This is a genomic window from Planctomycetota bacterium, assembly GCA_018242585.1.
Taxonomy (GTDB): Bacteria; Planctomycetota; Planctomycetia; order Pirellulales; family PNKZ01; genus JAFEBQ01.
On record JAFEBQ010000019.1, the window covers coordinates 11716 to 36194 of the forward strand.

Sequence of the window (24479 nt, forward strand, 5' to 3'; positions counted from 1 at the left end):
CCGGACAATTTTGCGGATGGCGGCTTCAAGCCGTGGCGATATTGCCAGCGGCCGGGCGCGTTTGCGTTTGGCGGTTTGCTTTTGCTTGGACATTGCCGATACTCGCGGTAATGATAGTGGCCCCGCTTAGTATCGGCGCGTGTCGTGCCCCCGGGTACTTATGCAGGAGTTCAACTTGCATAAGTACCGGCGCTAAATCGGGGGTTGTTATGCAAAGCCCCCTCGGGGAGAAGGCCGCTACGAGCCGAGGTGAGTGGCATCGCGTTTGCACGAATCCATCAATTCATGAACGCCATTTCATTTTATATCGTACGCGCCGTCAGCGTCGTAACGGCCTTTCTGATTGCGACAACGCCCACCGTGCGCGCCGAAGCGCCGGCCACGCCCGAACTGGTTCACGCCATCGACGCCCTGGTGGCCAAGGCGGGCGTCGGGCCCCACACTCCCGGCGTGGCGATCCTGATCGTCCAACCCGGCAAGTGGCGGTTTGCCAAAGGCTATGGACTGGCCGACGTCGAAAACGAGAAGCCGATCAATCGCAAAACCCGCTTCGAGCTGGCCTCGGTCTCCAAGACCTTCACCGCCACGGCGGTTCTGATCTTGCACGAACGCGGCAAGTTAAGCTTGGATGACGACGTGCGGAAGTTTCTGCCCGAGCTGCCGGTCTACAATCGCGCGCGGCCGATTCGCATTCACGACCTGTTGCGTCACGTGTCGGGCCTGCCCGACTACATGGAGATCGAAGACGTGCCCGCGGCGCACAAGGCGTACTGGACCAACGACGACTACCTACCCGAGTTCGCCAAGCAGCAAAAGAAGTTTCCCGCGAAGTTCACTGCCGGTGAACGGTTCGCCTACAACAACACCAACTACTTGTTGTTGGCGGCGCTTGTGGGGCGCGCCACCAAGCAACCATTCCGCGATTTCATGCGCGAGTCAGTGTTCGAGCCCGCCGGCATGCGGGCCACGTTCGTCTGTGACCATCCCCGCGCGGGAACGACCTACGCCGCAGCCGATTGCTACAACGCCATCGGATACCAAAAGGGCAAGCGCGGCGCCTGGGTCGCTTCGTGGGGCGCGCCCCCGGCGCGACACGAAGAAGTTCTGACCGTTGGCGACGGCGCCGTCTGGAGCAACCTGGAAGACATGGAGCGCTGGGACCAGGCCATCCGCCAGCACAAGCTGATCAAGGCCGAGACCATGCGCGAGGCGCTCAGCCGCACGCTGACCGACGACGGCACGGTCAATGACTATGGCCTGGGCTGGCAAGCCTATCGGAACGACGAAGGCAAAATAAATGGTTTCGGCCACCAGGGAGAATGGGCCGGCTTCCGCACCTTGTATTACCAGTACACCTTGGCCGACCGGACAACGGTCATCCTCTCGAACCGAGGCAATTTCGATACCGACCGGTTCTGGTATCCGCTCGAAGAAGCGGTCGAAGCCCACCAGCCATGACACGCGGGAGTTGGCTATCACCCCGATCGCCGGCCCAAAACGGCCGAAACTTTTTGCCCCGTGCCGGGTAAGATAGGCTGAAGTCGCGCTGTTCTTGCGCGCGGAATTCACTTTGGCCGTCGTACGCAACGCATTTTGATCGGGGTTCTCAGGCATGGCACGTTTGGCTGGCATGGTTCTGTTCGTCGTGGCCCTGACGGTGGTGGCCGAGGGGCGGACGGTGACGTTCAACGAAGACATTGCCCCGCTGGTCTGGAAGCACTGTGCCCATTGCCATCGACCTGGCGAGGTGGCGCCGTTCCCGCTGTTGAGCTACCACGATGTCAGCAAGCGGGCCGAGCAGATCGTCGATGTCTGCGAGCGCCGCTCGATGCCCCCCTGGAAGCCGATCAACGGTCACGGCCAGTTCGCCAACGGCCGCCAGTTGGCCGATGCCGAGTTGGCGCTGTTGAAGCAATGGGTCGAGTCGGGCCTGGTCGAAGGGGACGCCGCCCAGCAGTCGTCGCCGCCAACATTCGCGTCGGGCTGGCAGCTTGGCACACCCGACCAGATCATCACCATGACCGAGGCGGCCCAGGTTGCGGCCGACGGGCGCGACCTGTACCTGAATGTGTTGCTGCCGGTCGAGGTGCCTGCGGGACAATACATCAAGGCGATTGAATTCCGCCCGGGCAATCGCCGCGTCGTCCATCACGCGGTCTTGTTCTACGACACCAGCGGCAAGGCGCGCGAGCGCGACGAAGCGGACCCACGCTACGGGTTCGAAGCGGTCTCGCCGCCGGGGCGGTTCCTGCCGGGCGCGCTGGCCATCTGGACGCCGGGGCGCAACGCCATGCCGCTGCCCGAGGGGTTGTCGATGCCCTGGCCGGCCAAGGCCGACCTGGTGTTGAACCTGCACTTGCATCCCAGCGGCAAGCCCGAGAGTGAGCAGTCGTCGATCGGCATCCATTTCACGTCGGAACCGCCGCGACGGACGATGGTTGACGTGACATTGATCGACACGCGCATCGACATCGCGCCGGGCGAGGCACGCTACGAGACAAGCGACAGTTGCGTCCTGCCGATCGACCTGGAAGTGCTGACGATCTTTCCGCACATGCACATGATCGGCAAGCAGATGAACGTGACCGCCACGCTGCCCGACGGAACGGTTCGCTCGCTGCTGCGGATCGACGACTGGGACTTCAACTGGCAGGACTTGTACGAATACGCCCCGCCAATCCGTTTGCCCAAGGGAACCAAGATCGAGATGACCGGCGTGCATGACAACTCGGCCGACAACCCGCGCAATCCTTCGGCGCCTCCCGAGCGCGTGCGGTGGGGTGAACAGACGCGGAACGAGATGTCGATCGCGTTCCTGAACCTGACGCCGGTTGACGAGCGCGACCTGGTCAAGGCCAACACCGAGAAAATCAAGAAGAAGTTCCGCGCGGCCATCGTGCCCGACGCCACCAAGGCGGCGCTGGCCGCGGCGCCCGTGGGACCGGGCGAAACCGACGAGGAAAAAGTGACGCGTCAAGCGCGCGAGTTCTTGAAGCATCTCGACATGGACCGGAACGGCAAGCTGAGCCGGCAAGAGCTGGACATTGTCGCCGGCAAGGCGGCCTCGGCCGAGGAGCTGGACCGCCGGATGAAGCAATTTGACCGCGACCAGGACGGCGAACTCGACGACGCCGAACTGATGGACGCGATCAAGGCGCTACGGAAGAAATGACAAACCACCAAAGCACGGGGACATGGAATTGAGCACGAAGGATGAGGAGGGAGTGAGGGAACTTTTACGATGCTTGCTCACGGGGTCGCTGACTCCGTGGTTCACTTCACCGCGGTCTTGAGCCACTCGTGCATCACCCAGCCGACTTTGGCCAGGCTTAACGCCGAGCAGCGCGCGGCGTTGTCCTGGGTCGTGTGCCAATACGGGTAGTCGAAGTCGATCACGTCGATGGTTGGAATCTTGGCGATCCGGTTCAGCGGCATGTGATCGTCGTTGACTTCGTAGTTCGGATAAGGGCTGAACTCGCGCACGCCCAGCCGCCGCGCCGTCGACCAGACTTGCTTGACCACGTCGGGCGCGAACTGATTGCTTTGCTGCTCGACGTAAATCTGCAAGTCGGCGTCACCGACCATGTCCAACAGCACTCCGGCGGTGTACTTGTAAGCCGGCGGAGTCGTGGCGTACTGCCGCGCGAAATGGGTCGAGCCCAAGAAGTACGGGTCGGGGGGATCGGTGTAGACCAGCTCCTCGGCGTCGAACAAGACAAAGTCGACGCCCAGTTGCCCTGCGAGCTTGGGCATATGCCGGCCCAGCTCCATCAAGACCGCCACGCCGCTGGCTCCGTCGTTGGCGCCGACGAACTGTCCGCGCGGGTTCCGCGGATCGCGATCGGGGTAAGGCCGCGTGTCATAGTGGGCGCACAACAGTAGCCGACTCATGCGCTCGGGATGCCAGTGGACGATCAGGTTCACCAAGGACGCGGCCGAGCCGTCGCGCGGATTGCGGCCGACGAACTCTTGGCGTTCGACCTTGCCGCCGAGTTCCTCGAAATGCTTGGCCAGCAACTCGATCTGCCGCGTCATCCCCGGCGTGCCGGCGACCCGCGGGCCGATGGCGCAAAGTTGCCCCAAATACTTGTAGGCGCTCGTGCCGTCGAACGGGATTTGATTCAGCCGCAGGCCGGAGCGCATCTGCTGGGCTTCGAGGGTCGACGCCGTGCCGCCGCTCATCAGCACGTAACCGATGGCGGCCGCGCAGACGAGCCCGACGATGGCGATGTAGATAGTCTGGCCGCTGAGACGCATGGACACCATTCCGGGCGCGAAAGCAAACCACCAGCAGGGGGTGAATCGGTTGGGTAGCCCGGACAGCTTGTCTGTCCGGGTCGCGTCCGCGACAAGAGGGTTCGTGTGCGGCCGGTGGCGTCGAAACGCGCCCTCTTGTTGCTGCGCAACCCCGACAACAAGTTGTCGGGGCTACCCCGGTGATTCTAGCAACTTGCGGCCTGGGCGTCGGCGTCAGTCTGATCGTTCACTTTGCGATCTGGGTCGCGCGCGTACCCGCTTCCCACCCCTCACCCCGCTCGCCATGCGAGCGACCCTCTCCCGCAAGGGGCGAGGGTGGTCGAGGCTGCGCCTCGACAGGTGAAGGAAGAAAACTAAAGAAGCACTGCTTACGACCGCGCCACGGCCAGCGCTCGCTGGGCCATCCGGCTTTCGGCCAACGACGTGTCGACCGCCATGCGGATCGTCACGCTCCAGCGGCCGTGCGCGTCGGCCTGGACGTGCCAGTGGGGCAGCACGGCAACCGACTGGTGAACCAGCTCGAAGCCCCCTTCGCTCTGGCTGACGCTTTCGACCGGCGTGGTCCAGAAACGCGTCGGCTGCGAGACTTGCAAGCCGACGTCGATCCCCAGCCATTCATCGACCAGGTTCAACGTCGTGACACCCGACAGATCGAGTTGCTTGCCCAGTTGTCCCAGCCGCTGGTGCCGGCCGTCGTGGAAGTAGCGATCGTCGGCGCCCGAGGGCATGCTGCTGAAGTTGAACTCGACGCCGAAGTGGCACTGGTGTCCCGGCGGCAAACCTTCGAGCACATAGGCGATCTCGATGGTCGAGCTGCCCGAGTCGAGCGTGACGCCTTTGTTGATTCGCACCGGCGTGCCGGCCACGTTCCCCTGGCGACTGAGCACGACCTGCAACCGATCGGGGTTGCGGCGGACGCGGGCCTCGTAGGTGCCGTGGACAAAGTCCCCTAGTTCCTGCGCGCGGCCGGCCACGAACTCGCCCAGCGACAAGTCGTTGGTCCAGAAGTGATCGACCAGGCTCTTGCGCAGATAGTCGTCGTACTGCAACCGCTGATCCAAGTCGGGCTGCTTGAACACGACCATGTCGTGGATGCTGGCCACGTCGCCGTTCGCTTGCTTGGCGCCCCCCAGCACCTTGCGGTGATAGGCCTCGGGCCGCCGGGCGATCGTCGCCAGCAGGTTCAAGCAGATCGAGCGCACATCCAGCTCGTACAGCATGCCGCCGTGGTGCGGCGTCAGCAGCAGCGCGAGCTTGTCGTTGGTCAGGTAAACTTCCTGCCGCGCGTCCAAATTGAAGTCGGCCACCACGGCATCGACAAACGGCTCGCTCCGCTCGGCGGCGCGATCGAGCAGGTTGTCGGCCGAAATCAAGCAGCGATAGACCGCGTTGCGCAAGTGGGGCAAGTAACAACCGCCAAACGCCCCGTGCCAATAGCTGCAATTGCACTGGCCGCGGTACAGTTCGGCCCGGGCCATGTCGGTCAATTCGCGGTCGTGACCCGCCTCGACGGCTTGTTGCAGCCGCTGGCTGATCATCAGCATGCGCGTGTACATTTCGTCGGTTTCAGGGTACTTCACTTTGAAGTTCCGCCAGAAGCCGCCGCGCATAAAGGCCACGGCCTGCGAGCCGAGCGCATCGTGTTCCAACTCGTGCCGGGCGTGCTCGTACTTGACCAGTTGCTCGGGAGGCAGCACCCACTCGGTCATCTCGCGGTAACTGCTGTCGGGCAGATAGATCTTGCCGGTCGGCGGCACGCTGTCGATCGATTCGGACAAGGTGGTGACCTTGATCCACGACTGGTTGGCGACCAGCTTGTCGAAGAATTGACGCAGCCAGCCGCGCTCGTAGACGTGGGCCTTGGTCCCCGGCCAGGTGCCGAACTTCTCGCCGTCGTCGCCAAACACGACCACGCTGCCCGGGTGATCGTGCGCGATCTGCCCCAGGTAATCGATCGTCTCTTGCGGCGCGGCAAAGGGAATGAGGTATCGCAGCCGCTCGCTGCCGGGGAACACGCCCATCAACTGGCCGTCGTCCTCGGTCACGTAGTAGCCGTGCAGCTCTTCGGCTTTGAGGCCGGCGCACTTGAAGTGAAAGTCGTCCAGGATCGTGTACTGAATGCCCGCGGCGGCCAGGTCGCACGTCAGGCTCTGTTCCCAGACGCGCTCGGGAATCCAAATGCCGCGGACCTTGCCCGGGAAGCGCTGTTCGAGCCAGTCGGTGTAGCGACGGATTTGCCCGACGCGATCGCGCCGCGGCAGCATGGGCAGGATCGGTTCATAGTACGCGCCGCCGATGATCTCGACGCGCCCTTCGGCCACCAACTCGGCCAAGCGGTCGAGGTACTCGGGATGGCGCTCGGCCAGCCAATCCATCAGCGAGCCGCTGGTGTGCAGCCCGATGCGCAGGGTCTTGTATTCGCTGAAGACCTCGAGAAACGGCAGGTAGCTGTCCTGGTAGGCCTGCTCGATGATCCCTTCAAAGTTGCCAATCGGCTGATGGTTGTGAAAAACGAGAGCCAGGCGCAACGGCTGTGACATAGGTGGGGATTTAGCTGCGTGGAGAGTCGGGGAAATGCCAAGCCCAGGGGTTTCATCCCCCGGGTGCCTTCGTAAGCCGCGCCAGATGTCAGGACGCGACGGTTCAGCCAGATACTAGGCCAAGGGTGCCGATGTTGCCTATCCCGCTTTGACTTACAAATCGGTTGGCAGCATTGCTAGCTGCCGGGAGCTGCCCGATTCGTGGTCGTCGCGATATTGGATCATCGGAAGTGGGTCAGTTTGCATCTATGACGTTGGGTGGCGGGGTCAGAGCGCAGCGATGGCCCCGTGGTGACGGTTCGGGGCCATCACTTCGTTCTGACCCCGCCACCCCGATTCATCAAACTGACCCAAAACCGAGCCGTCGGCAGCCGGCCGGCTCGCCAGCCCGCACAGCTTACGCAGCTTACTTGGCAGTCTTTTTCGGCAGATCTTTTGCGGGTGCCGCAATCGAAACTGGCAAATCGGTGTCGGTTTCTCGCAAGAAGGCCGCCGCCTCCTCCGGAGGAACCGGATTAATGTAAAAACCGGTCCCCCATTCAAAGCCCGCCGTCTTGGTCAGGCGCGGGATGATCTCGATGTGCCAGTGGTAATGGCCCAACTCGCCGGTGTCGAACGGCGCGGTATGCACGATGTAGTTATACGCCGGCCGGTCGAGCGCCCCTTCGATCTTGCGCATCACCTGCTTCATCACTCGGGCCAGCTCCTCGGAGCCGTGATGGGACAGGTTCTCGTAATGGCTGTTGTGCGCCTTGGGCAGCACCCAAACCTCGAACGGAAAGCGACTGGCAAAGGGACAGAACGCCACAAAGCCCGGCAGGTCGAGGACGATCCGCTTCTCTTGGCTGAGCTCTTGTTGGATCATGTCGCAGAACACGCACCGTCCGCGGAACCGGAAGAACTCGGCCGAGCCGGTCATCTCTTCGGCCACGCTGATCGGCACGATGGGGGTAACGATCAGTTGGCTGTGCGAATGTTCCAGCGACGCGCCCGCTTGCTCGCCGGCGTTCTTGAAGATCATGCCATAGACCAAGCGCGGGTCGCGCTTCAAGTCGAGCAGCCGATCCCGATAAGCGCGGAACACCTCGGCCAGGTGATCGTCCGGCAGGTCCGAGATGCTCAGCAGGTGATTCGGCGACTCGACGATCACTTCGTGGGCGCCGACGCCGCGCATCATGTCGTAAATGCCGTCGCCGCGCTTTTGCAGATCCCCTTCGATTTCCAAGGCGGGGAACTTGTTGGGCACCACGCGGACGCGCCAGCCGGGTTTGTTGGCCGGCGCGCCGTTGTTCCGGTACGAGAGGACTTCGCCCGGCGTCTGGTCCTCGCTCCCCTCGCAGAACGGACAGAAGCTGTTCGCGCGCAGCGCGGGCGTGCTGTTGAAATCGTGCGGTCGCCGCGCTCGGCTTTTGGCCACGATTACCCAGCGACCGACAATCGGATCTTTACGCAGGTCAGGCATAGGGGAAACGAGAAACGATGAAGTGGAAACGAGAAACGGAGGACTTGGCAAATCTAGCCGCAGCCATTTTGCCTCGCCGTTTATCGTTCATCGTTTCTCGTTGATCGTTTCTCCTTGTTCACGCTTGCCACATCATTAATTCAAACTCCGGCGAGGGAACCACTGTCTCGATGGCTCCTTCGGCCGGGACGCGCTCGACCGACGATTCTTTCTGCTCTAGGTCCAAACGCAGGTGAATCGGTTCGTCGGTCGTCGCCCGCAGCGCCCGCAAGGGAACGCTGATTTCCAAGATTTGATCACAGGCCGCCCGGGCCCCGCCGTCACCGGCGGCCGTTCCCTTGCGGAACAGTCGCATTCGCGGTTCCGGCTGGCAGGGCTGTTCGACAACGATTTCAATCGACTCGGGGCGAACAAAGCTGATCCGCAGGGCGTCGACCTCGGCCAATCGTTCGCGCGCCGGCCCGTTGCGCGTGTCGATCCGCAGGAACAGGTGAGTTTCGTCGAACCCGAACCAGATGCCCGCCACACGCCCTTCTTGCACCATGCTCATCGACCCCCGCGAACCGCCGGCGATGAACTGACCGGCGTTGATCCACTCGAAGTAGGTCCGCCGTCCGTCGAGCTTCACGTTCAGCAGACTCGTCGGCTGGGTATAGGGCTGGGCGTGCTGGTGCGACTGGCTGATCGGGCGCATCAACTCGGGCGGACATTCCTGGCCGATCAATTGGTAGACGTTTTGCAGGTGCTTGCGGAACAGCCGGTCGAACACGGCGTCTTGCGCGCTCGAATGACTGTCGCCGAACCACCAGAACCAATCGCTCCCCTCGGCGATGTACAGCTCGCGCCATGCCTTCTCAAGCTGCTCGGGCGGAGCCGACTTCTTGCGCTGGGCGGTGGTCAGCGCCTGGCGCGTCTCGGACACATAGTCCCAGGCCTGGTTGCACTCGGGATGCCCGATCCAGATGCCGAAATTGTGCGAAATCCAGCTACCGGCGAACAAGTTGCCAATGCGATCGGTGGCCGGGTGTTTGCGGACGTAATCCCCCACGCGGGTCGACTTGATGCGCGGGTGCGACGCCACGCGCTGGTACAAGCTGCGCAGGAATTCGCGCCCGCCGTCCGAGTAATACTCCCAGCAGTTTTCGCCGTCGAGAATGATGCTGACCAGCGACGGCCGCTGGCCGGCGTTGGCGGTGGTGGCGCGGCCGATCGCCTCGAGCTTGCCGATAAAGTCATCCACGGCGTGCTGCGGCTGGTAGCGCTGGTAGTGGAAGCCAATTTGGTCGCTCATGGCGTGATCACGAAAGACCATTTGCACGTCGTGACCGCGCTCCTCGGCGCGCCACGGACGGTACAACATTTCGGGATGGCGCAGGAAGCCCTGGCCATCGCGCGAGACCCAGCCGTCGGTCGAGCAACTGAGAATCTCTTCGTCAGTCGCGATCCATTCGATGCCCGCCGAGGCCACGGCCGGGATCATCGCCTGACAGACTGAGCCTTCGCTGGGCCACATGCCGCGCGGCTTGATGCCGAACAACTCCTCGTGGAACTTGACGGCCTCTTGCAGGTGGAACTCCAGATCGGCCGGATAGCCGTCCAGGTGCTTGGGCAACTGGACGTGGGGCATCGCCTGTCGCGCCAAACGCTTATCCAGCAACAATGGCGAGATCGGGTGATAGAACGGCGTGGTTGTCAGCTCGACCTGTCCGCGCTCGGCCAGCTCGCGATGCAGCGGGATGACCTGGGCCATCAGCTCCATCTGCTTCTTCAAGAGCCATTGCTTGTCGGCTTCGGTGTAGTGCTTGCCGCGGGCGCGAAACTCGGCCAGATCGGGGTCGATTTCAAACGCAATCGGGTGAATCCAGGTCAGGTTCGACCAGCATTGCAGGTCCAGCACGTCGCGCTTGGTGAACCGCTTGGCCGCCCGGTGGGCCGGATCGACGCCAATACCGCGCATCTGGTACAGCTCGTTGTACCGCGGGTAGGGGCGGATCATGTGGTCCGGGTGGACCATGAAGAAGTTATCGAGCAGGAAGTGCAGATCGTTCTCGGCCAGCCCGTCGGCCGGCAGCCGGCTGACCCGTAGGTGTTCGTCTTCGTGCCCGTGCTTCAGATAGCCGAGCAACTGGACCAGCAAGCTGGGAACCAGGTTGATCGTGGCGTGAAACTCGGGGACTTCCTTCAACTGCATGGCCATGCCCCAGTAGTCCTTGGTGGCGTGCAGGCGCACCCAGGGCATGGGGTTTTCGTGGCCAATGTCGTCGGGGTAATAGGGCTGGTGTTGATGCCAAACCAGCGCCAGCGAGACGTCGTGCATAGGCGATAACGCTCCCTCGGTGTGGGGCGACGGCGCGAATAGTTAAGATAAGGAAGAAGAAAAGTTCAACGCGCTGGCGTGCGTTGCGGGCGCCGATAGGGCAGATTATGGCCTAATCGATGGGGATAGGGAACCCATAAAGCGCCCCGCGCGCTAACTCGTTGTGCGCAACGGCACTGGGCACGTTGTGAGCAGCGTGCTGGTTTTCGTCACGCATGAATGAAATCACGAACCGGGGCGAGAGAGCGCATCCATCACGCGCGACGCTGCACAAACCCTTCTCCCCCGGGGAGAAGGTGGCCGAAGGCCGGATGAGGGTCCCGCGTCAATCTCGTTTGGCCCCGCGCAAAGAAAGCCGCCAAGCAAATCAAACTAGCTTTGTGAATACGCCCCATGCCAAGCTTCCCGCCGCGGATTCATGTCCTTTTGGCCAGCGACGCTGACGTCGGACTGGTCATTCGGCGCGGACCGTCGAAATGTGTCGCGACCATCGGTTGGAATCGCACGACCGATGAGTTTCAGCTTGGTCAGTGGCTGAAGGGAAAGATCTTCGAGCGTCGATGCGATCTGTCTGCCGACGGAAAGTACCTGCTTTATTTCGCCATGAACGGCAAGTGGCACAGCGAATCGCGCGGCTCTTGGAGCGCCATCTCACGCGCGCCGTATCTCAAGGCCATCGCCATGTTCCCCAAGGGTGATTGCTGGCAAGGCGGCGGGCTGTGGATAGCGCCGAGAACCTATTGGCTGAATGGACAGGGATACACCACGCTCCATGATTCCCCTGAAGTGCTGCGTGACGCGAACTATTTTCCTGCCGGCAGATACGGGGCGGAATGTTTGGGCGTTTACTATCCTCGGTTGCTCCGTGACGGCTGGACGCAGACCGAGGAGATTCGCCTTCGTGACGGGGGCGACCAAATCCACCGCTTCGAGAAGAAGTTGCCACACGGCTGGATGCTGCGGAAGCTGGCTCACGCTCAGCATCACCGCGCACCGGGCAGGGGCTGCTACTGGGACGAGCACGAGGTGGTGAATGCGGCAACGAATGCCGTACTACCATGTCCGCGGTGGGAATGGGCGGAACGGGACAAAGAGCGAGTCGTCTGGGCCGCTGACGGAAGACTGTTCGCTGCGACAGTCACCCAAGCGGGGCTAGGCATACAACGCGAACTTGCCGATTTCCGCGACCTGACGTTCACGCCGATCAAAGCGCCGTATTGAGCGCTATTGGACATCCATCGCGCGCGAGATTGCTTGAGCTCTTCTCCCCCGGGGAGAAGGGTTAAGACGTCATGAACGCGCGAATCTTTGCGTTCACCGCGGCTGGGGCTTCCAGGGGCGCCATGTGCCCGGCTCCCGGCACGACGAACAGTTCGGCCCCCGGAATGGCCGCGGCCATGCCGGTCATTTCCTCGACCGTCGAGATCTGATCTTCTTGCCCCACGATCAACAGCGTCGGCTTATTGATCGTTGCCAGCAGCGGGCGCGCGTCCTCGCGCTCGGCCATGCCCCGCTGCGACGCGGCAATCCCCTCGGGCTGATTCGCCAGCATCGTTTCGCGCGTCTGGTCGATCACGGCCGGTTGGTCGCGCGCGGTTCGCTCGGCGAATAACTTGGGCAACATCAACATCGCCGCCACGCGCGAACCTTCGCGCAGCACCTGATCGGCCATCTTGTGACGCCCCGCGGCCCCCTCGGGCGTGTCGGCGACGGCGCGAGTGTCGCAGAGGATCAGCCGCTCGACGCGCCATCGTCGTTGCCTGAGTAATTGCCAGGCGACATAGCCACCCATCGACAATGCACAGACAGCGGCATTGCCGATTCCCAAGGCGAACAGCAGCGCCGAGCAATCGGCGGCGTGCTGGGCCATCGTGACCGTGCCCGGCGTGACGCTGCTGCGGCCAAAGCCGCGCAGGTCGGGTGCGATGACGCGAAACTTGTCGGCCAAGGCGTCGAGCTGCCCGCGCCACATCGTGTGATCCAACGGGAAGCCGTGCAGGAACAGCATCGGCGGTCCCTGGCCGGCGTCGTAGTAGGCGAGCGTGGCGTCGTTGAGGGTGACAATTTTAAGCATGGATAGCTCCGTCGCACTCAAAAGATTTGAACCGCAAAGACGCAAAGGGCGCAAAGCAGACTATTTGAATCGCAGAGAGCGCAGAGGATCGCGGAGCGGTATAGAGCGAACTTGGATTCCCTGCGATGCTCCGCGCTCTCTGCGTTTAATTTCCCTGGTATTTCCTTTGCGCCCTTTGCGTCTTTGCGGTGAAAAAATGCGCTAGGATGAAACCTCAAGGCGTCAGTTCGCTTCGATCACTCGCACGCGGATGCTGCCCCGGTTGTCGGCGCGCTCGGACGGGGCGTCGTTCAGCTTCAGGTACAATGTTCCCGTCACTGTCGGGCTGAGCGTTCCATGCGACCCGAGCGGCAGGGGCGCGCTGAACGGGCTGGCGCGCTCGGCGGCTGGCTCGTCCGGACGAACTACCGCCAGCAACTTGCCGAGCAGCTGTCCGGCATGATAGCGAATCGACACGCCATTCGCCTCGCTGGTCCACGGCGTGGCGCCGCCGACAATCGTGAACTGCCCCGCCGCTTCCAGCCGGTAGCGCTGCCCCGATTGCAGCGTGATTCGCGCGCTTTGCCAGCCCCGGTCGCTCGTCATCTCGACGGTCTTCCCCTCGCGCGGCAATGGCGCGCCCGGTGCGAATTGAATGGCCGCGCGCTCGATGTCGTAGCCGTGTTCGATTTGCGAGGTGAACTCGGCCCAGTCGTCGTGCAACTCGGACCAGCCGCTTTTCAGCTCGGCGCGGAACAGCCCATCGACGTCTTTGGCTTCGAGCCGAGGGAACAACGAATGAAGCGTGGCCCGATAGCGCGGCATCCCCTCCAGCAGCGCGCAAAACGCCCACGACCAGGCGTACCGGTCGTTGTCCCACGGCGCGCGGATGTCGTAGTTCATCACTTGTTCCAAAGTCGGGCGGCGACCGGCCGCGGTCTCGTCGCGCACTTGCTTGATCCGACCAAGCTGCGGCGTCTCGTCACGCGAACGGGGCATGATACCCAGCACCAGCCGGCCATTTTCCCAACGGTGCGTAGCCAGCAGCTCGGCCATCCCTTCGGCCAGCCACGGCGGGCCGCAACTCTTGAGCCGCGAGAGCATGAAGGCGTGCGTCCCCTCGTGCAGCAGCAGGTGTCGCCGATAGTACTCCGACGGTTGTTCGTCGAGCCAAACGGTCGTCCCCCAGGCATACCCGTGGCGAAAGACGACCGATTCGGGGGGCAACACGCCGGCGCGGCGAAAGCGCGCCCGATCGCTCATCAGGAACGCCCGCATGTGCCAGTCGGCCTCGGGCTGGGCCGGAACCTGAAAGTAAGCGCACCAGGCGTCGTAGGCCCGATCGATCAGGGCGTGCAGCTCGTCGAGTTCGCCACTCGGCGGCAGATCGGTATAGAGCGTGAGCCGGCCCTTCACCACGCGGCGGATGCCGGCGGCGGACACTTGGTTTTCGTCGATGGGGCCGATCAGCCGGGCGCTAGTGGCCGCCGGCGGCGAGGCCCGCAGGTCGGCCGTGGCAAAGCCCATGACAAGCGTAACGAGCAGCAACCAGCCGTAGGTCAGGCCTTGGCCTGACATTGCTGTGCAATGAATTGAGGTCGCCAGCCACAATCGTGTCAGGCCAAGGCCTGACCTACGGGTCTGAGTCGGGGCGAGGCGTAAGTTTCGAGCGGCTTGGAGTGCCATAGGTTCCAGTGTACCTACCGCGCGCAAAAAATAAGCCCCCGGCGTTGTCACCGGGGGCTTCGTGTCGTGACGACAACTAAAGCGATCATCCGCCGCGAGGCAGGGTATTTTGAGCGAGTCCTATTTCTTGGCCAGGCCGACCACTTCGACGTGAACCGGCACGTCGATCGACGCCCCCTGGCCCAGGTCGGTCTCGACGTGGAGCTTGCGGTCGATCTGCCCGGCTTCGTTGGCCACGAACGTGATGGCCACCATCTGCCAGGTCTTGGCTTCGTCCGAGACCGTGGTCTGTAGCGACGGGTCGTCGCAGGCGATCTTGGTGATCTTGAACGGCTTCTTGGCTTGCAGGACGAACTGCTTGGTCACCTTCTGGCCCATCGGCACGGCCCCCAGGATCAGGTTCGCCGGGTTCGCGGTCAACTCGGCCACCACGCGCCCTTCGACCATCAGACCGATCTGCGGCGTGCCGGGGTCGCTGGTCAGCAACGTGATTTCGTCACGCAGATAGCCGACCGGAGCGTCCGGCTTGAGCGAGACCTGCAGTTGGCTCTGGCGAGATTTCTTGTCCCCTTCGACCAGCTTGGCGTCGAGGTACGGGCTGTTGACCCTGACTTCGTTGATCTTCCAGGCCGACGAGCCGTGGTAATCGACCGTCACGGTTCGCTCGACCAACGCGCCCCGATCGACGCTGCCAAAGTTAACCACGCCTGGGTTGATCGAGATGTCGGTGCGGATGACGCCGTCGATTCGCAGTTGCACCTCGGCGTATTGCGGCTTGTCGATCGTCACGGTCAATGTGGCGCCGCGCTTGCCGGTGAAGCGGTCGGTGTTGAAGTGGGCGAGAATCTCACCCTGTTCATCGAACTTGACGTCGTTCTTCACCACGGTTGGCGTGGTACAGCCGCAACTGGTCCGCACGCCCGTGATGTGAATCGGGTCGCGGTAAGGATTGTTGAAGGTGAAGCGGAACTCGGTTTTCGAGTTCGCCGCCACCGTGCCAAAGTCGTGCGAAGTGGCTTCAAACATTTCCTTGGCCCATTTTTGGGCCGAGGCCGTCGAGGCCAACAGGCTGATCGCCACCACCAGCAGAATGCGCCGCATGATCGTTTCCCCTAATTACCAACAACTCGAAAGCACGTGCGAGAGCTGGCCGTTGGTTCGGGGGAAGTTTGCGTTTCGGCGAGCGCTCGGCTCCCGGGCGGCTGGGCCGTCGTAACGACCGCCAGGCAGACCGGAAAGGGAGTGCCGCAAACTTGCAGAGAACCAACGCCTAGGAATTATAGACGCCAGGTCAAAAGAGGCGCGGAAAAATGTCGATTTTGCGACCGACTGGCCAGCCGTTATGATCGGCATTCTCAGAAGCGTCGGCAGGTTAGCCACGGAGGCACGGAGACGCGGAGGTCTGCACGGAGAAGAGACTGAGAATTGAAAAGAAGGTTTCAAAATAGCGCGAACACAAACCAATCGCTAACATCCTCCCTAGCCCTAGCCCTAGCCCCTCTTTCCCCCTTCTAGCAACCAGCAACTAGCCACAAGCAACTTCTTATGCTGACCTTCGACGCCCACCTTGACCTGAGCATGAACGCCCTGGAATGGAACCGTGACCTTACACAACCGCTGGCCGACATTCGCGCCCGCGAAGCGTCGCTCAAGGACAAGCCCGACCGGGGCGCCGGCGTGGTTTCGTTGGGCGAGATGCGCCGCGGCCAGATTGGCATCTGCGTGGCCACGCAAATTGCCCGCTATGTGCCCCCCGGCGGCAAGCTGCTGGGCTGGAACAGTCCCGAGATCGCCTGGTCGCAAACCCAAGGGCAGTTGGCCTGGTACCGGGCCATGGAAGAAGCCGGCCAGATGTTCCCGATTGTCGATCGGCGCGGCCTCGACCGGATGGTCGAGCTGTGGAGTAACGACCCGCCCGCCGATGCCCCGATTGGCTACATTCTCAGCCTGGAAGGGGCCGACTCGATCCTGACGCCGCGCCACTTGGAGCGGGCCCACGCCCAGGGTTTGCGCGCCGTCGGCCCGGCTCACTATGGCCCCGGCCGTTATGCCCAGGGAACCCATGCCACCGGCGGGCTTGGTCCGCGCGGCAAGGAACTGCTCGACGTGATGCGCGAGCTGAACATTATTCTCGACGCCACTCACTTGTGCGATGACAGCTTCTGGGAAGCGATCAAGGTCTGGGACGGCCCGGTCTGGGCCAGCCACCAGAACTGTCGCGCGCTGGTGCCGGGCAATCGGCAATTCAGCGACGAGCAGTTAAAAGAGCTGATCGGGCGCGGCTGCGTGTTTGGCGCGGTCTTTGACGCCTGGATGATGACCCCCGACTGGACGATCGGCAAAACGCGTCCCGAGCAGTCGGGTTTGAAGATCGAACGGATCGTCGACCACATGGACCATATCTGCCAACTGGCGGGCAATGCGCGGCACATTGGCATTGGCTCGGACCTGGACGGCGGCTTTGGCCGCGAGCAATGCCCCCAGGACATGGATTCGATCGCCGATCTGGCGCGGATACCCGACATGCTGGCCCGCCGGGGTTACTCGCCCGAGGACGTGGCGGCGGTCATGCACGGCAACTTCCTGCGGTTCTTGCGCGAAGCCTGGCGATCGTAGGCGGGATTTCGTTACCGTCGAGCCGACCGGCGACGTTACGATAGATGATGTCGTCTGAAACAAGCCTGAGGGCCTTGCCCCTTGGGGAAGTTCCTGTCGTACTTGCCGCGCTTCTGCCATGCCCATTCGCTTCTTCTGCCCGCTGGGACATCGACTGATCGTTCCTCGCGCTCGGGCGGGTAAGAAAGGGCGCTGCCCCCTCTGTCACCAGAAGCTCTACGTGCCGGTGCCCGATCCTCTGGCGCAGCGCAAGAAATCGACCGCTGGCCAGCCAGTGAAGGTCACTTACAAGACGATGGCCGACCCGCCAGCCACGGCCAAGCAAGAGCGGTTTGCCGACGCCGTGGCCGAGGAGTTGGGGCTGGGGGCCGGGGCGTCCACCGCTGGCCAAGCGCCGCCGCCGGACGCCGATGCCGACGCACCACCCCGCCCGGCGACTCGTCCGCCCGCGCCGAGCGCCGCCCCGCCGTCGATCGAAGACCTGGCCGCGTCGGCCATGGCCGAGGAAGCCGCCACACCGCCGGTGCCGACCGCTCCGGCCCGGTCACCGACATCCGCGCGGCGACTGCCGGTCGATGACGGCCTGCCGCCGAGTTTCGACGACGCGGGAGAGTTGCCAGCCCAGAGCGCGCCATCGCCACCTGCCACGCCGCCGGAGGCGAGCGCTCCGCAACCGCCGAAGCAACCGCACGGCAGCAGTGTGTACGAGGCGTTCGAGCGCCCCGCGGCCTCCGTTGGGGAAGCGACACCGCGCATTCCCGGCCAGGAGTTCACGCCATACGACACTTACGGCGTGGGCCCCGAGCCGGAGAAGCCCGATCGAACCGCGGCGTTGGAAGCGGAGTATGCGTCGATTGGCACGCGGCGAAAGTCGTCGAGTGGCGGCATGCGGCGGCCGGCGATCTATGTCGACCATGCCCCGCCGAGGCACGAGCCCCCGCCCTCGCCCCCCGTGAGTCGCGATCGCTGGTTCCAGCCGGTGCCGTCCCTGGCAGTAGCAACCGCGATGCGTCCCTCGGCCGACTTGTTGATGATCTTGTACTGGCTGGCCGGCGGGCTGGCGGTGGTCGGCATCGTGGGGGTGGTGCTGGCCTTGTTCGAATCGCGCGGCGAGCTGATTCCCACCTGGGCGCAATACACGATGGCCCTCAGCGTGGCCCAGGTCTTTTGCGGCACCTGGCTGGTCACGCTACAGCACTGGCGCGCGCTGCGCGTGGCGGCGCTATTGTGCGTGGTCAGCGCCATTCTCTATGCCGTCGGCGTGGGGCTGTTCATCGGCTACCGCGGCGCGTCGATGCCGCTCGATCTGTTCGCCGTGCGGCGCTGGGCCGGGGCCTGGTGCGCGGCCCACGTCTTTCTCTTGGGTGGCCTGGCCCACGGCTGCCGCTACTTGTCGAACGTCTGGCGCACGCAACTCGCCGGCCGTTGAGACGATGGGATAGAGCGCGCCTCGACCCTTCTCCCTCGGGGAGAAGGTGGCCGAAGGCCGGATGAGGGTCCACAAACCATTGGAGTACCAACTCAGCCTGAGGCGCGACCCTTATTGGGTAGCACCGGTTGCTTGCAACCGGTATCGCGCCAGCGACAAGAGGCAGTGGTCACGGCATGAATCGTGAACCTGATACGAATCGAAACCAGCGCCGCATCATCGACAGTCCGCACTACGCGCACTTCTTGACGTTTACCGTCTACCGCCGGAGACGACTTCTCGATCACGACGTTCCCAAGCGATTTGTCCTCGGCATCCTCAATCACCAACTCACCGCGTTCAGCGCTCAATGCGCCGGCTTCGTGATTATGCCGGATCATGTGCATGCCATCGTGAGAATCTCAAACTCTCGGCCCCTCACACAGTTCATGCACGGTTGGAAACGAATGTCGAGTTTCAAGATTCGCGAGTGGTATCGAGAGCACGCACCGGAATACTGTCGAGAGTTCGGCGAAGGAGATCGTTTCTGGCAAGCGAAGTATCATTCGTTCGAAATCGAGCAGGAGGCCAAGCTGCGCGAGAAGCTGGAATATATGCACATGAATCCGGTTCGCGCGGGACTCGTCGAGCGAACCGTCGACTGGCCGTGGAGTTCGGCGCGCTGGTACGAACAGCAACGTACCGTGGGTGTGCCGATCAGTTGGCTCGAATGACACGATGCCTCTTGTGGCTGCGCCACACCGGTTGCAAGCAACCGGTGCTACCCCAAGGCGCCCATCGGCTCCCGTCGAAACGACACCACACGCCACTCGCGCCTAGGAACCGGCCGTCACGGCGGCCGCGCCGGGCAGCGTGTTGTAGAACCCGAAGTTCATGCTCGTGGTGAACGGAAATACGCGGTAGATGCCGTGCTGGAAAATAATTTGCGCCCAGTCGTCGAACACCAACAACGGCGACTTCGGCACCACCACGATGTCCGAGTCGTTGATCCAGACCTCATCGGCCGGGCAAGGCGTCCGGGCATAAACCGCGCCGCGAATGTCGAGCATCGTGGCCAGCAGCCGCCAATCGTCGCCACGGCGAAAGATGATCACTTGCCGCAAGTTGCCGCCGACGTTCCAACCGCCGGCCATGCTGATCGACTGCATGACGGTCGTCGGCCCTTCCAGGGTGTACCGCCCCGGCGTCCGCACCTCGCCCAAGACATACACATAGCGGGGCGCGCGTTGCAGCAGCACCGGCGTCACCTCGAGCCCCTCGACCTCGACGGCGTACCGTTCGTCGAGCTCGCGCTTCAACTCGCCCAGCGTCAATCCCTGGGCTGGCACATTCCCCACGGCCGGCAGGGCGATGGTCCCCTCGGGCGTGACCCGGGCTTCGCGCGACTGGCCGCCGAAGCCTTGCCGCTTGTCGACCGTGGCGCGCAGATCTTCGAGCTTGGTATTCACCTTGAGCGGGGTGACCGTGATCGACGGGCTCTTGTAATAGTGCTGGTAGGCGTCGTCGATCACCTCGCGCAATTCGGTGACCGTCAGCCGTGTGGCCTTCACTTGCCCCACCAGCGGCAATGTGATCGTGCCGTCGGGCTGAACGATCAGGTTCTCGCGGTTCAACGTCGGATCGGTCAGCGACTCGACCTTGATCTCATCACCCACGTTCAAGCGATAGGGCTGCGACTGCTCGTCGCGGGTCACGCGGAACACGCATTCGAGCAAGTCATCGGCCCGCAAGCGATATTCACAGACATGCGGGCTGCGGGCGTGGCCGACGTATTCGCCTTGCGCGTACGGTTGCCAGTCGAATGGTTGAGACAGTCCCCAACCGGCTGGCTGCGGCGCGGCCGTCGTCGTGTCGATAGCCCGAATCGGATACGGCGCAGCCGGCGACAAATGCTGGCACAAGACAATGCCCGCGTCGGCCAATGATTGTCGCACGTCGTCGGTTGGTTCGGTCGCCGACGTCGTCGCGCTGACAACCTCCGCGGGTTCGACCATCGGCGCTTCGTCCGCTGGCAAGCCCAGCGTCACGAGCCCCCCCAGCGCAAAGCAGGAGAGCGTCCACAGCAACCAGCGCGACTTGGTGTTCAACAGCTTCATCGTCATAGTTTGCTCTGCACGGCGCATGCCCGATTGCCAAGCCGGCGGCTCCGCCGCCGAACCAGGGCGGCAGAGCCGCCGGCTTGGTAGGTTGATGGCATACTTTTCATCCGAACACGCTAGTTATTCCAAGTAGAACGGCGAGCTTCGCGCAGCTCGGGCCGGGCGTTGCGGCCGTTTTCAACCGACAGCGCGGCGGCGTTCGACACCGCCGGCGTCGTCACGGTTCGCGGGTCGGTGGCCGGCGCGCTGGTTCCGGCAAAATCGCCGGGCTGCATCCAGCGGACATTCAACCACGGGGCCAGGGCCGGATCGTTCACGGCGCGCGAACCACCGGCGGCAACCAGCGCCGATCGCTCCGCATGTTCGGCGGCTCGTTGCTGGCCCAAGTTGGCTTGCGCGACGGCCAGATTGTGCCAGGCCGCGGCGCTGGGTTGCAGCGACAGGCTATAGGTCAGCCAGCCAGCCGCGTCACTCCAGCGTCCCTCCTGAGCCAACAGCACCGCCAGATCGTTCGCCGCCAGGTGATGCCGCGGCGCGGCCAGCAGCGTGGCGTGATGAAAGGCGATCGCCTTGCCGGTCGCGCCCCGATTGATCCGCGAAGGCTGCGCGGCCAGCAAGCCATAGGTCTTACCCAGCCCATGCAACAACTGGGCTCCGACGGTTTCACGTTCAACGGCCGCCGACAAGCGCTGCGCGGCAAAGGCCAGGTACGCCTGCTGCATGGTCGATGCGTTCGGCTCGCGATCGTCGCTCGGCACGATCGGCGTGCGATGGCTGCGCATGGCTCGGGCCACGTCGGCCTCGGTGGGCCAGGGGCCCGAGCGAGGCGAGAAATCGTCCGCCTCTTCCAGGGCCCGCAGCCCGACGGCCAGCAGGTCACTGTGGGTCGAGCGGCCGCTGTCGGCGTCGAAGCCTTCGGCCAGCGCCCGCAGCCCGGCCAGCAGTTCAGCCCGCGCGGCAAAGGCCGCGCCCCGGTTGGCCAGCTCGAACGCCCGGCGGTAATGCACGCCCGCCTGGTTCACGGCGGCCAACGTGGCGCTTCCGCGCAGGACGTTGGTGGCCGCGAAGGGCTCGCCATGGGCCGGCACGATCCAACGCTCGGTGGCTGGGTCGGTGGCGCTGGCGCGCTCGTCGCTGAACTGGTCCTGTCGAGCGACGCGGCGCGAATGGGCGTATTTCGCCGGCGTGCTGCGTGGTTCGGCCGCGAATGAAGAATCGTCGGTCTCGCGTGATTCGTCGGCCCGCTCGTCGGTGGGCTCGTCATCGGCGGTTGCGTCGTGCGCTGCCGCAAGAGGCGACATGCGCACGCGGGTCGGCGTCGGGCTGGGCTCGAACGGAGACCAGCGCGGCGCTTCCGTCCGGCACAACGGGTCGTAGGGCTGGCCGGCCTGCTCGATCGAATAAGCGCCAGTCATCGGCTGAAACGATTGCGGCGGCGCGAAGTACGCCGCGCCCTGGTAGGCGTCGCGCGAGGGGCCGCTGTCGCTGCAACCGACCAGAGCCGCGGCGCACACCAATGGCGCGAGCCAACTCGGCCAGCGCGCGAGCGCGCGGCAAGTCAACGTACCGTCGGTGGTGGGTGCGGCCAGCGGTTCGAACATCGAGTTCCCGGTGCGCGGAGCGATTCAGCGACTCGCGCGCCCAGTCGAACCGTGGGCCGGTGGGCGCGGAGTTGTCCACTCTTAACGATCGTCCCGATTGCGCCATCGGCTCCAGCATCAAGCGCAGGCACGGCATAGTCCGCCAGGTCGAGCCGCCGCGCCGCCCCTCAAGTCTATTCAAGCGTTAAAGCTTTCCGCACGGCTGCTAGCACTTCGGGGGATTAGCCACGGAGGCACGGAGGGCACTGAGGAAGACACGGAGAGAAGAGAGGGACGAACGGGGGACATGTTTTACCGCAGAGACGCAGAGGGCGCGGAGAGGGGAGGGATTTACAGAGAGAAGATTGCACCACAGAGGCACAGAGGACACGGAGAAAGAAATGATGAGTGCGGAGTGATGAATGATGAGTGTCTAAGCGCTAGTAACGAATGAACGACAGGAACGCTTGTTCTTCCGTCCCCCCGATACCCTTCTCCCTCCGCGTCTTCTCCGCGACCTCTGCGTCTCTGCGGTAAAACCCTCCCCTCCGTCCTTCATCTCCGTGTCTTCCTCGGTGCCCGCTGTGTCTCCGTGGCGAAATCCTCTCGGCTTTGTCATTAGCGACGCCGACGGTTACCATGTTCACCATGCCTACTCTCAATGTTCACTTGCTGCCCGAGTTGGTCGAGCCCGAGCGGCTGCGCGATCGGGCTGTCGTGGTAATCGACGTGCTCCGGGCCACGACGACGATCGCCTTTGCTCTGAACGCCGGGGCGCGCGAGGTGATTCCTTGCCTCGAGGTCGACGACGCCCGGCGTCGCGCGGCTCAGTACCCGGCGGGCACGGTGCTGCTCGGCGGTGAACGGCTGGGCGTGCGGATCGAAGGCTTCGACCTGGGAAACTCGCCCACCGAGTACACGGCCGAGCGAGTGATCAACAAGACGGTCGTCTTCACGACCACCAACGGCACGCGCGCCATGGAGCGCTGCCGGCTGGCCCGCCGGGTGTTGCTCGGCGCGCTGGTCACGCGCCGCGCGGTGGCCAAGGCCCTGGCTGGCGAGACCGACGTCGACATCGTTTGCGCCGGGACGCGCGGCGAAGTCGGGCTCGACGACGCCCTGACGGCCGGCGCGATCGCCGAAGAGTTGCTCATGCAGTGGATCACGCACGTGCCGGCGCTGAACGATCAGACCCGGATCGCGATGGACGCCTGGGGCCGGGCCGAGCGGCGCGGCGTGCTGCCGGCGCTCGAGGAAAGCTACGGCGGGCGGAACCTGATCGAGGAGGGATTCAAGGACGACATCTTCATCGCGTCGGACGTCGATCTGTTCGACCGCTCGCAGGTACCGACGCTCGACGTGCCGGCCTGGTCGATCCGGCTGGCTTGAGGGAGCTATCCACGGACGGAAGCTAACCACAGAGGCACGGGGACACGGAGGTTGGCACGGAGCAGCGAAGGAGACGGGAGAGGCAGGGGGGAAGAAGCAGGGACGCGCGTGCGTTCGGAAGTATTGCTTGCGAGGGGCTTGTGAACGACCGTTGGTTACGCGTCAAGCGCGTCCTGATGTATGCGCTGCTCCTCTTCTGGTGCGGTCTCTTCTTCGATTCGATTTCACGCGCTAATGCCCATCGCTACCGTGCCGGCGACTGGTCGACGATGGGGGAAGTGCGCGCCGTCAACGGTGAATGGCGGGCGGTGCTGTACGAGAGGCGCGATCTGCCCGATGCGTTGCATCTGGGGCTCATTGGTCTGAGATGGATCGTTGGTCTGACGCTTGAAGGCTGGGTGATCTACAAGTTACTGGCACCCGTGCTGAAGTCGTTTCGTGAGCAAGACAGTCGTGCGCGCTGCATTGCCGCCGGCGCGTCATTAGTCGGTGGGTTGATTGTCATCGTTGGCGGATTCGTCATCTATTTGGCGACCGCACCCCGTCTTGATATGCGCGATGTTTTCTTTATTCCCGGCTTTGAGAGCTTTTGGATTCTGATTGCCGTGATCAATCCGCTGGTGGGGCCGCTGATTGGCCTGGGGTGCGGCATCCTGGCCCATTACCCATGGCGTGGGCTAGGCTACGGTCTGTCATTCCACGTGGCCGTGTATTTGGCCATGATGCTCCTTTCCCCCGGGTTCACGTGAGCTGCCACGATCGACATCGAACCTTCGATGAGGCGCGCTGGTGTTGCCGAGAGTGCCTGCCAGCGTTGGATCGGAATGCTGCAAGCCCGGTAGACCATCTGCCGGGCGAACCGTTACACTGTTGCGATTGTCTTACTGTCGGCGGCCCGTTATCAGCGATTGAATCCAAAAGCCTTGGGCATGACCCACGGCTTGAGTTGGGCTGCGGTATCCATCAACCCTTCTCCCCCCGGGAGAAGGTGGCGGCGATAGCCGCCGGATGAGGGTCCCGCCTCAAGCTGGTTCCGTTTCGCGCGAAGTGA

The 24479-nt window shown here is 63.5% G+C and carries 17 protein-coding genes; 8 read left to right on the forward strand and 9 right to left on the reverse strand.

Annotated features, from left to right (window positions below):
* Window positions 1-285: 285 nt before the first annotated feature.
* Together JSS27_09855 and JSS27_09860 are read left to right on the forward strand one after the other, a co-directional pair.
* Window positions 286-1458: a beta-lactamase family protein gene (locus tag JSS27_09855; GenBank protein MBS0209247.1), complete on the forward strand. Its 1173-nt coding sequence runs from the start codon at window positions 286-288 to the stop codon at window positions 1456-1458.
* 154 nt (window positions 1459-1612) lie between these two features.
* Window positions 1613-3172 (forward strand): EF-hand domain-containing protein, encoded by a 1560-nt coding sequence (locus JSS27_09860; protein ID MBS0209248.1) that lies wholly within the window; start codon window positions 1613-1615, stop codon window positions 3170-3172.
* A 101-nt stretch (window positions 3173-3273) separates the two neighbouring features.
* Here the strand turns inward: JSS27_09860 and JSS27_09865 are convergent, their stop codons facing one another.
* From JSS27_09865 to JSS27_09880, 4 genes are all read right to left on the reverse strand, one after another.
* Window positions 3274-4266, reverse strand: coding sequence for a M28 family peptidase (locus tag JSS27_09865; protein ID MBS0209249.1), 993 nt, complete (start codon window positions 4264-4266; stop codon window positions 3274-3276).
* 359 nt (window positions 4267-4625) lie between these two features.
* Window positions 4626-6797 (reverse strand): DUF1926 domain-containing protein, encoded by a 2172-nt coding sequence (locus JSS27_09870; GenBank protein MBS0209250.1) that lies wholly within the window; start codon window positions 6795-6797, stop codon window positions 4626-4628.
* 406 nt (window positions 6798-7203) lie between these two features.
* The gene (gene galT / locus JSS27_09875; GenBank protein ID MBS0209251.1) at window positions 7204-8259 is read right to left on the reverse strand and encodes a galactose-1-phosphate uridylyltransferase; all 1056 of its coding nucleotides are present in this window, start codon (window positions 8257-8259) and stop codon (window positions 7204-7206) included.
* Window positions 8260-8377: 118 nt separating this feature from the next.
* Entirely contained in the window at window positions 8378-10576 is a 2199-nt protein-coding gene (locus JSS27_09880; GenBank protein ID MBS0209252.1) for an alpha-amylase/alpha-mannosidase, read from the reverse strand.
* Window positions 10577-10969: 393 nt separating this feature from the next.
* Here JSS27_09880 and JSS27_09885 point away from each other — a divergent pair, with 393 nt between their 5' ends.
* Window positions 10970-11797, forward strand: coding sequence for a hypothetical protein (locus JSS27_09885; GenBank protein ID MBS0209253.1), 828 nt, complete (start codon window positions 10970-10972; stop codon window positions 11795-11797).
* A gap of 61 nt (window positions 11798-11858) precedes the next feature.
* Here JSS27_09885 and JSS27_09890 read toward each other — a convergent pair whose 3' ends face one another.
* The 3 genes from JSS27_09890 to JSS27_09900 form a co-directional block, all read right to left on the reverse strand.
* The gene (locus tag JSS27_09890; GenBank protein MBS0209254.1) at window positions 11859-12650 is read right to left on the reverse strand and encodes an alpha/beta fold hydrolase; all 792 of its coding nucleotides are present in this window, start codon (window positions 12648-12650) and stop codon (window positions 11859-11861) included.
* Between the two features lie 222 nt (window positions 12651-12872).
* A complete protein-coding gene (locus JSS27_09895) occupies window positions 12873-14207 on the reverse strand; it encodes a hypothetical protein (GenBank protein MBS0209255.1) in 1335 nt (444 codons plus the stop codon).
* A 228-nt stretch (window positions 14208-14435) separates the two neighbouring features.
* Window positions 14436-15416, reverse strand: coding sequence for a DUF1573 domain-containing protein (locus tag JSS27_09900; protein ID MBS0209256.1), 981 nt, complete (start codon window positions 15414-15416; stop codon window positions 14436-14438).
* Between the two features lie 444 nt (window positions 15417-15860).
* Between JSS27_09900 and JSS27_09905 the strand changes: the two genes are divergently transcribed.
* From JSS27_09905 to JSS27_09915, 3 genes are all read left to right on the forward strand, one after another.
* A complete protein-coding gene (locus JSS27_09905; protein ID MBS0209257.1) occupies window positions 15861-16931 on the forward strand; it encodes a membrane dipeptidase in 1071 nt (356 codons plus the stop codon).
* Window positions 16932-17049: 118 nt separating this feature from the next.
* Complete coding sequence (locus JSS27_09910) at window positions 17050-18360, forward strand: hypothetical protein (GenBank protein ID MBS0209258.1); 1311 nt, start codon at window positions 17050-17052, stop codon at window positions 18358-18360.
* 176 nt (window positions 18361-18536) lie between these two features.
* Window positions 18537-19073: a transposase gene (locus JSS27_09915; GenBank protein MBS0209259.1), complete on the forward strand. Its 537-nt coding sequence runs from the start codon at window positions 18537-18539 to the stop codon at window positions 19071-19073.
* 102 nt (window positions 19074-19175) lie between these two features.
* On the opposite strand, the gene JSS27_09920 is transcribed toward JSS27_09915, so the two are convergent.
* Entirely contained in the window at window positions 19176-20462 is a 1287-nt protein-coding gene (locus tag JSS27_09920; protein MBS0209260.1) for a polysaccharide biosynthesis/export family protein, read from the reverse strand.
* 113 nt (window positions 20463-20575) lie between these two features.
* Window positions 20576-22060 (reverse strand): hypothetical protein, encoded by a 1485-nt coding sequence (locus JSS27_09925; protein MBS0209261.1) that lies wholly within the window; start codon window positions 22058-22060, stop codon window positions 20576-20578.
* Between the two features lie 627 nt (window positions 22061-22687).
* On the opposite strand from JSS27_09925, the gene JSS27_09930 reads away from it, so the two are divergent.
* Both JSS27_09930 and JSS27_09935 read left to right on the forward strand, forming a co-directional pair.
* The gene (locus JSS27_09930) at window positions 22688-23428 is read left to right on the forward strand and encodes a 2-phosphosulfolactate phosphatase (GenBank protein ID MBS0209262.1); all 741 of its coding nucleotides are present in this window, start codon (window positions 22688-22690) and stop codon (window positions 23426-23428) included.
* 140 nt (window positions 23429-23568) lie between these two features.
* The gene (locus JSS27_09935; protein MBS0209263.1) at window positions 23569-24177 is read left to right on the forward strand and encodes a hypothetical protein; all 609 of its coding nucleotides are present in this window, start codon (window positions 23569-23571) and stop codon (window positions 24175-24177) included.
* Window positions 24178-24479: the final 302 nt, after the last annotated feature.